We start from the raw sequence: 8,468 nt of genomic DNA, 5'->3' as shown, positions 1-8,468 counted from the left end.
AACATCACCCGCAGCCGTCTCGGACACCTCACCCGCCAAGGCTTCCTCATCCAGCCCGGACGAGGCCGCTACCAGAAACGGACTTAACGTCCTCTGAGAACCCTGGTCCCAGTTGAGACTCCGGCGCGCTCGTTCCGGCAGCGAGCTCAGGGCGGCGATGAGGGCGTCACGTAACTGGCCGGCCGAGTGCCCCTCGAGCAGCGGGACCAGGCGGAGACAGCGGGTTCGTTGGGGGACCAGTCGAGCGACGGCGGAATTGTGCGGGCACCCACGCCGAGGTCGCCCTCCCCGTCGCCGAGACGCTCACGCAATTCGCTGATCGGTGGCCGACGGTCGATTAGGACGACGGGTGCAATGAATCGGGGCATGCACGGATCAGGTCGGCGGAGATGTGTCGCAGCTGCCGGCCAGCGCGGAGCCTTCTTCGGTCAGTAGCTGTTGTCGTTCCGATCTTGTGGGGTGTGCGTCGAACGGGAGTCTCGATCGGGTGGTTGCCGGCGGCTGCGGGCATGAAGGCAGACACCTCACGATGCCAACGCGTCAAGCTGCGGCGGCCAGTTCGGTGGGGAATGCCGTGTTTTCGTCGAACAGCTTGCGGTGCTGGAGACAGTGGTGGAGCTGGCCGATCATGCGGTTGAAGAGGTTTCTCTGGGCGGCCGCGTGCCAGTCGCCGACCTCTCGGCGGCGCCGGTAGTGAGCGTTGGCCCCGGCGGACGCACGGAGCGAGGCGAAGGCCCAGAGGTAGCCGGCATGGTTGAGCCGGTCGTTCTTCACCCACCGTCGGGTGACGGCGGACTTCTTGCCGGACGCCCGGGTGATGGGCGAGGAACCAGCGTATGCCTTCAGGCCGCGGGCGTCGGCGAAGCGAGCACGGTCGTCCCCGATCTCAGCCAGGATCCGGGCGGCGAGCTGGATGCCGAGCCCGGGGAAGCTCAGCAGGATCTCGGCGTCCGGATGCTGAGGGAACGCCTCTTCCACCACCTTCGCGAGGTCGTCGGAGGCCGTGCAGGCCGCTTCCAGCTGGACGAGGAGGGCGAGCATCTGCTTGCCGAGCGCGTCCTCGACCAGCGGCGGCTGGTGGGCCCACTCAGCGCGGAAGACGTCGCGGAGGCGGTCGGCTTCCGCCTCGATGCCACGTTTGCGACCGGCCCGCTTGAGCGCGGCCTGGAGCTGGGCGCGGGTCAGCCGCGCGGCCCGGGTGGGCGTCGGTGCGGCCTTGAGAAGTTCACGGGCCTCAGGGCGGCACAAGCCGTTGGTCCAGGTGGCGAAGGCGTCCAGGGCAGCCGGATAGTACTCGCGAAGCAGGGAACGGAGCTGGTTGGCGATCTGCTGCCGGTTCCACAGCGCGTCCTGCTGAGCGCGGGCCAGGACGGCGATCGCGCGGCCGAGGTCGCTGTCGTTGGGCAGGGGCCGGTGGGCGTGCATGTCGGTGCGCAGGATGTTCGCCAGGACGAGGGCGTCGCCGGGGTCGGACTTCTTGCGCGAGACGCTGTGCCGGTCGCGGTAGCGGGCGGCCGCCATCGGGTTGATCGCGTACACCTTCCGCTTCCCGGTCCGCAGCACCGCGACCAACAGGCCGCGGGAGGTCTCGATCGCCACCGGGATCGGGTTCTCCTCGGTGTCTCCGTGCTCGGCGAGCAGTTCCAGCAGCAGTTTGTAGCCGGCCGCGTCGTCGGTGATGTGTCGCTTCGCCACCAGCGTGCCGGTGTCGTTGACCAGGGCGACGTCGTGGGTGCGTTCTGCCCAGTCGATTCCGCAGTAGATCAAGGTTTCCCTCCCCGATGTGCAGGTGTTTGCGCTGGTCACGAGCGCATGCGGGCCACGCGAGCGACCTAATCCCAGGCATCAACCGCCCTACGGTGTGCCTCCACCTCACTAGCCGTTCGTGGCACCAGCGCACCCCACGGGCCCCGGTCTGCGCGGGAGCTCAAGCGGCTCGGGCGTATCAAGGAGTCACCATGCGGTGGGCTCGCACCACCAACACCAACGAGTGATCAAGCGGCAAGTGTTGACGGCCGTAGGGCGCCGAGCGCCGTCCCTCTTCGAAGAGACTTCGAAGATCCGGTGCCAACAAGACGTTCCCTCGACACCGACGACCGTCAGCCTCCTGACCCGTGGTGGCGGCCACAGAGACGCCGAACGCCGTCGCTCTGCCTTGAGGCATCAGGGCCGGGGCCTCTTAAGACGTCCGCCAGGCGACCGCGCGACCGCCACCACGGGTGAGTCCGGGACCGTGCACGCGGTCTAAAGCGAGGCGTTGTTGCTCGCCCGGCAGCCACTAGATGTCACAGCCCGGCACTCGAACATCCCCAAGAACAACTGTCCCTTGGGAACGTCCTTAGCAACGGATTAGGGCCTCTTGGTAGCTCGGGGTTGCGAAGCCAACCGAGATCCAGGAGACCCTGTTGCCGCAGTTGTACGTGCTGGAGCCGGTGGAGTTCAACTCGGTTGCACCTTCGTGTGATTGTGTCGCCCACCGGGTCGGAAACGCGGCCGATCACACGGAACGTGTTCGGCGGTATCCGTCGGACATGACGGACGCGGAGTGGGCCGTGGTCCGGCCGCTGCTGCCGGTGCCCGGCTGGCTGCGCGGCCGGGGAGGGCAGCCGGAGGCGTACTGTCACCGGGCGATACTCGATGCAATCCGCTACCTGGTCGACAACGGCATCAAATGGCGGGCGATGCCCACGGACTTCCCGCCGTGGGACCGGGTCTACGCGTTCTTCCGCCGCTGGCGCGACCACCTGCTGGTCAAGGAGTTCCACGACCGGCTGCGCGCCAGGGTCCGCGAGAAGCTGGGCCGCGGCGTGGAGCCGACGGCCGGGGTGATCGACTCGCAGTCCGTCAAGGCGGACGCCGTCGTCGGCGCGGACAGCCGCGGCTTCGACGGCGGCAAGCTGATCAACGGGCGCAAGCGGCACGTCGTGGTCGACACGCTCGGCCTGCTGCTGGGGGTGATGGTCACCGCCGCGGATGTCGGCGACCGCACCGCCGCCCACGTGCTTCTGCGGCAAGCCGCCGACGCACACCACCGGTTGGAACTGGTCTGGGCCGACGGCGGCTGCACCGGCCCCCTCGTCGCCTACTGCCTCACCACGCTCGTCCTGGTCATGGCGATCGTCAAACGCAGCGACGACATGCGCGGCTTCGTGGTCCTGCCCACGCGGTGGATCGTCGAGCGTCTCTTCGCCCATCTGATGCGCACCCGCCGCCTCGCCCGGCCACACCCGCAGCGAGCGTGAACCGGCCCGGCGCGGGCTCGGCCGGCCAACCACGCGCGACCAGGCGTTTCGCCTTCGACCGCAATGCCTCCACCCGCGCCGGCACCACGTCCAGGCCGAACAAGACGGCCATCTCCTGGCAGGTCAGCGGCCCTTGACGGAGCCGGGCCCGGTCCGCGAGCACTTCCAGGAGGCGCTGGTAGTCCACCGACAGCGCCGACCTGTCCAGCCCCTCACCCCACACCGGCACCTGCGACTTCGGCTTCGCCGCGGTCGGCGCTGACGGTGTCTCCTCGGCATGCCCCATGGCCGGCGCTGTCCGATCGACCTGGGCCTGGCTTTGCCCGGACTCCTCCACGGGGGCCAATACCTCGCCGACCCGCGAGCGGGCGATGGCCCACTCCTGCCATTCCCGCTCGGCCAGCTCGGCCTGGATGCGGTCGGCTTCTTCCCTCAGCCCATCCACGCGACGGCGGGCGGCGACCTCGCGCTGTTCCAGCAGTCCCACGACCGACGGCATCCACGACCTCCACCGGAGCGACGACACGACACGCCACCACTCCCACGGGAACGTCCGCCCTATGCCCGACCAGCGAAAACGCAGTCCTCAAGTCCGGAAAGACAACAACTTCTCAGGGTCCTGCTTAAGCCGCCCTTGGCGCCTTGGTAGAGGGCGCGGTGATTTCGTGACAGAGATGCCGCTCGGGACGATGAGGCCAGCGGGGCCCGAGAGGGCGGCGATCTGCTCCGGGCTCCACTCCAGGTCCGGTTCGCTCTGTACCTCGGCCCGCTTTCTCACTACCCGACGCCGTCAGCCCACGTGGGGTGGTGAACCCTTGAACCTTCCTTCACCGCGATGCGTTGTAGTAGCGAGCCAGGCCGTTGCAGCAGCGACAGCGAGCAAGGACCAGTAACAGCAAGCGATGCGGCAGCGACCAGCGCGACCACCGTAAGAGCGATGCACGGGACTGTTCGGAAGCGCTATAGACCGCACCTCATCCAGCTCCCGCGAGGAAGCGTGCTGATCGTGACACGCGGCGGGCAGCTCTCTGCCCACGCTGGCGCTCGTAATGCGCACGCGTCCATGCCCGGGAGCGGGCCGATTTTCCAGCCTGCCTGCGACCGCCGGACCGGTCCCCTCCCCGACGCGCGCAGGGCCTCGGCAGCGGGACATGACTTCCCGCGGTGCGGTGTCCGCTGTCGCGCCTGACGGTGATGCCGAGCTCCCATGCGACAACAACGAAAGGCGTCTTTCATGCCTCATGAAGCTATTGGATCTCAGATTTCGAGGCGAAGCCTCGTGACCGCGGCCGGCTTAGGCGCGGCTGCGGTGCTGACAGGCATCGCGGTCGGCGCGAAGCCCGCCCATGCCGCAACGGCAGTGTCCACACGACAGCGAGTCGTGGTCATCGGGGGCGGTATCGCTGGCGTTGCGACCGCCTGGCTGCTCGACGGCCAGCACGACGTGACACTGCTCGAGGCGGCATCCTCGTTGGGCGGTCACGCGACCAGCGTGCCTGTCGACGTCGATGGTCACAACGTGATGGTGGACCTCGGAGCACAGTTCTTCGGGCCGTACTCCCATCCGATCTACAACAAGCTCGTGACGTCGGTTCTGCAGGTCCCCACAGTGCCGAATCAGCTGGACAACACTGTGTTCCAGTACGGGGCGCCGACACCCCTCATGGTGTCGCCCAGCACTGACCGGCCCATCACCGATCTGCTCCAGTATCTGCCGGCACTGCAGGCAGTGGCGGAACTGATGGACAGAGCCAGAGATCTCGAGGCACGCCGAGACTGGAACACCACCGTCGCTGACCTCGTCGAGGCAATGTCAGTCGACGAGACGTTGAAGGAAAGCTTCGTCTATCCGTACGTGGCCTCGGTGAACGGCGCCACGATCAGTCAGGCCAAGGAGTTTTCGGCACGGGCGGCGCTGGCGCTCGCCGTCCGCCCTCTCGTCAACGACAAGACCGAATACGTCAATGCTCGCGACGGACTGCAGTCGGTCGTTTCGACTCTGTCTAACGAATTCACCAGCGTCACCACGCGGGTCAACACGCGGGCCGTCACACTTCTCCGTAGCGGCGACTGCTATGAGATCACCGACTCTCAGGGGCGCGTCCACCTTGCCGACCAGGTCGTTCTCGCCCTGCCCCCCGAGCCCGCCGCAGCGCTGGTGGCGCAGCTGCCCCAAGCCGGCCCGCTCTTCAGTGCCTACAGCCGCTTCCGATACATGCCGGCGCGAGTCGCTATCCACCGAGACCCGATCTACATGCCCGCATCTCCAGCGGACTGGTCCTCCTTCAACATCACCCGCGATGGTGAGTACTGCGAGGCATCGATCTCCTATGCGCGGCTGCGCGGTGATGCCCCCGTGTACAAGAGCTGGGTGCTGCACCGGCGCGAGGAGCCGAAGCAGCTCCTGGCCAGCATGGATTTCCGGCACCCCTTGATCACACCCGACTTCATCCAGGCACAGGGGGAACTGCAGCGTCGTAACGGCGCTGCCGGACTGTGGTTCGCCGGCAGCCACGTCGTCGACGTGGACAGTCAGGAAAGCGCCCTCTACTCCGCGCTCACGATCGCGGCGGAGCTGGCACCGGCATCTGCGAACCGATTGCGGCTGGGCACGCTGCCAACGTCACCGGCCACTCCCTGACCGCTCTTCGAGCGGTCTTACAGCCTGACCCAATCCACAGGTGCCGCGCTGCTCCTTCGAGCCGTCACTGAGTCTGGACCCGGAGTTGGTCTCCGGGGGAGCTTCTGCCCGGCTCCGGCAGGGCCGGGCGCAAGGAGCTCTCGTGCTCATGAAGACCTACTGCTCGAGAGCGGAGTGGGTGCCTCCTTGCTGCGCCTGCAAGCCAGAGCGGCTCACGAGCAGGGCCACAAGGACGTCCAGTGAGTCAGGCACCAGGAGGAAGTTGTCAGGGCGAGCTGCGGTCGTGGGCACGGAACCGAAGATGTTCGCAGATTCGATAGAACCCACGCGCCCTGTCGTACGTAGCTAGTGACTGGAGGACGATACACAGGGGTGAGTCGCCTGCCGGGCCACTCGTCACGGAGGGCAGCAACCCCTGAGCCTCCCCTCACTCCGGCAGTGCACGGTCGGAGTGAATCTGGCCGTGGCCCGGTCATCGCCGTCCGACCTGCCGGGCCACGGCACGATCCGACGCTGCAACTTCCGCACTCGCGGAAACGCAAAGCGCAGCGACGGTGTCGTCAGCGAGTCCCTCACGGCCAGACGGTTGCCCCGACGCGTTCGGCGAACCTCTCGAGGGCGTCACCACCGACTCGTACGCAGTCGGTGAGGCACCTTCCGCAGCAGAGGCTCACGACCATGTACAACTCGGCGTCCGCGCGCACGGAACTGCGCCGCTGCAGAGCCATGAGCGCGAGTAGAAGCTCCTCGCAGCGCACGCCGAGTTCGCGCAGTTGCTCCATGAGGCTGGGCGCTCGCTCCACCTCCGCCGTGGAATCGGCTCAACGACGGACACGGACCGGGTACACCCGTCTACGACGACCTGGCAACGCCTGGTCTCCCGCAAGTGCGGGGCGGCTGGCAGCCAATGTCGAGATCGACGACCCCAAGTGCCGGCGCAGTCGAATTGCCGAGCCTGATCCCGAAGCTGCCTTGCTTCAGCATCACCGCGGTGTACAAGGAAAGCATCGAACGTTACCGCGGGCAGCACCATCAGCACCTTTACGGAGAACTCCAGCTCGCCGTGCACCGGGTGCACGTCTCCTGGGCGCCAGGCGGCTGATGCGGCGGGGGCTGAACTGCCCTAGGAACCTGGCAGCCATCACTACCCCGAGGCCGAGGGCGGTGCCCTGTCACTGGCTCCCTGGCAACCGTGGTGGGCCGGTATCGGGGTGCCCAGGGGTGCACGTGGCGATGATCCGATGTCGACGGGCCGCGGTCAGTGTCGGTGTGCAACTGACGATCAACGATTACGCCTGGGTCGTGGTCTTCTGCTTGAGGCGTTCGTAGGGGGTCTGGCCGCCGAGGCCGCCGTGGGGGCGATGGTAGTTGTAGTAGTCCTCCCACTCGCGCAGTTTGTCGTTGAAGACCTCGGCGTCGTCGATGACGACGCCGTCCAGGAGCCGGTAGAACTCCTCGGCGTCGATGCGGTGGGAGCGTTCGACCTTGCCGTTCAGCCGTGGGGTGCGGGGCTTGAGGTAGGTGTGGGCGATGCCTTTGTCGAGGACGTGCCAGTAGAACGCGGACTGGAACTCGGCGCCGTTGTCGGTCTGGATGACCTCGACCTGGAACGGCAGGCGCTGGATGACGTAGTCGAGGAACTGGATGGCGGTGGCCTGGTTTAGCTGAGGGTAGATCCGCAGGACGCGCAGCCGTGTGCAGGCGTCGATGGCGGTGAACTGGAAGTACTTGTTGCGGCCGCTGCGGCGGCCCTGGGGCATCGAGGCGAGCGGTTCTATGAACTTCACGTCGATCTGGACGCGGTGGCCGGGCAGCTGCTTCTCGTAGCGCTTCCATCGGCGGTCGTGGCGCTTGTAGCGCTGCGAGGCCGGCAGGCGGCCCATGTCCAGGCGGTTGAGGATGCGCCACACGCCCGACTTGCTGATGGTGACGTCGTGGTACCGCTTGAGGTACATGGCGATCTTCTCCGGGCCGAAGTGGTAGTTCTGCCGCAGGTAGATGATCTTCCCGACCACTTCGACGTGGGTCGCGTTCGGGCAGGTCTTCGGCGCCTTGGAGCGGGTGCGCAGGCCCTCGACGCCCTCGGCCTGATAGCGGCGATACCAGGTGTAGTGGGCCTGTCGGCTGATCCCGAAGTACCGGCAGGACATCGCGACGTTCCCGGTGACCTCTTCGACGTGGCGTATGACGGCCAGGCGCCGCTTGGCCTCACGGTCAAGCGGTGCGGCGGTGGGGGTGGACTTCGGCATGTGGATCTCCGTAGTGATCGGAGACCCAGGTGTCAACGTTGATCGGCAGTTTTATACCGACAGGTCAGGTCATGCACCGACCTGGCGATCTCGGCGAGAGGCCCGTCCAGCAGCACGTAACGGCATTGGTGGACCTGAGTGCACAGCCTGGCCCAGGGACTGCTGCGCCCGGGCGACCGGCCACCGCGTTGACCCAGGTATCAGCGGTATCCCGGCTGATACCCAGGCTGGCCGCGAGCTGACTCATTGAGCTCTTTCAGCGGTGCCGCTCCAGGGTGAGGACGGCTGCGGCGATTGACGACATTCGATTCGGGCTGTACCGGGCCCTGCGGAAGA

General features: G+C 66.9%; 4 protein-coding genes and 2 pseudogenes. 3 read left to right on the top strand and 3 right to left on the bottom strand.

Going from position 1 to position 8,468, the window contains the following annotated elements; genetic code table 11:
• Positions 1-540 precede the first annotated feature (540 nt).
• Positions 541-1,767: an IS110 family transposase gene (locus tag J2X68_RS39995; RefSeq protein WP_310437517.1), complete on the bottom strand. Its 1,227-nt coding sequence runs from the start codon at positions 1,765-1,767 to the stop codon at positions 541-543.
• A 764-nt stretch (positions 1,768-2,531) separates the two neighbouring features.
• On the opposite strand from J2X68_RS39995, the gene J2X68_RS39990 reads away from it, so the two are divergent.
• Positions 2,532-3,242, top strand: a complete 711-nt coding sequence (locus J2X68_RS39990; protein ID WP_310437516.1) for an IS5 family transposase — start codon at positions 2,532-2,534, stop codon at positions 3,240-3,242.
• Here the strand turns inward: J2X68_RS39990 and J2X68_RS39985 are convergent.
• A pseudogene (locus J2X68_RS39985) lies at positions 3,205-3,741 on the bottom strand (hypothetical protein); the annotation flags it as partial. The gene J2X68_RS39990 and the pseudogene J2X68_RS39985 overlap by 38 nt on opposite strands.
• A gap of 780 nt (positions 3,742-4,521) precedes the next feature.
• Here J2X68_RS39985 and J2X68_RS39980 point away from each other — a divergent pair.
• Both J2X68_RS39980 and J2X68_RS40465 read left to right on the top strand, forming a co-directional pair.
• On the top strand, positions 4,522-5,883 hold the full coding sequence (locus J2X68_RS39980) for an FAD-dependent oxidoreductase (RefSeq protein ID WP_310437515.1): 1,362 nt from the start codon (positions 4,522-4,524) through the stop codon (positions 5,881-5,883).
• An 829-nt stretch (positions 5,884-6,712) separates the two neighbouring features.
• A pseudogene (locus J2X68_RS40465) lies at positions 6,713-6,985 on the top strand (DUF4863 family protein); the annotation flags it as partial.
• 187 nt (positions 6,986-7,172) lie between these two features.
• Here the strand turns inward: J2X68_RS40465 and J2X68_RS39975 are convergent.
• Positions 7,173-8,132, bottom strand: a complete 960-nt coding sequence (locus J2X68_RS39975; RefSeq protein WP_310437514.1) for an IS481 family transposase — start codon at positions 8,130-8,132, stop codon at positions 7,173-7,175.
• Between the last annotated feature and the right edge of the window lie 336 nt (positions 8,133-8,468).

Source organism: Streptomyces sp. 3330 (genome assembly GCF_031456635.1).
Taxonomy (GTDB): Bacteria; Actinomycetota; Actinomycetes; order Streptomycetales; family Streptomycetaceae; genus Streptomyces.
Note: the sequence above shows the minus strand (reverse complement) of the source record. Positions and strands in the feature narration are given on the sequence as shown.